The sequence below is a fragment of the Vibrio fujianensis genome (assembly GCF_002749895.1).
Taxonomy (GTDB): domain Bacteria; phylum Pseudomonadota; class Gammaproteobacteria; order Enterobacterales; family Vibrionaceae; genus Vibrio; species Vibrio fujianensis.
Genome location: NZ_NBUS01000054.1, coordinates 717,103 through 717,367 on the forward strand (window position 1 = coordinate 717,103; position 265 = coordinate 717,367).

General features: G+C 45.7%; 1 protein-coding gene. It reads right to left on the bottom strand.

Annotated elements, in window-relative coordinates; all coding sequences use genetic code 11:
• Positions 1–265: Na+/H+ antiporter NhaC family protein (locus tag B7C60_RS19835; RefSeq protein ID WP_245869619.1), on the bottom strand; the 265-nt coding region annotated here is incomplete at both ends.

Below are 265 nucleotides of genomic sequence, written 5' to 3' on the forward strand. Positions count from 1 at the left end.
CCCTGACAAAAGGAATAAAATCACCGGTAACCATTGTGGGTTAATATTCCCTTGCACCAAAGAAGATAAATACGCCCCGGTTTTCATGTCGCCAATCACTGAACCAATTGTCCAAGCAAAAATCAAAATCAAGATGGCACCGAACATGGAACGAGCCCCAATCCACATGGTACTCAGCACGTCACTCATCGGTAAGCTTTGCTTAATCACGGTGATAAGCGCAGCCACTAAGCCAACAGAGCCGCCATAAATCAAAGACGTTCCA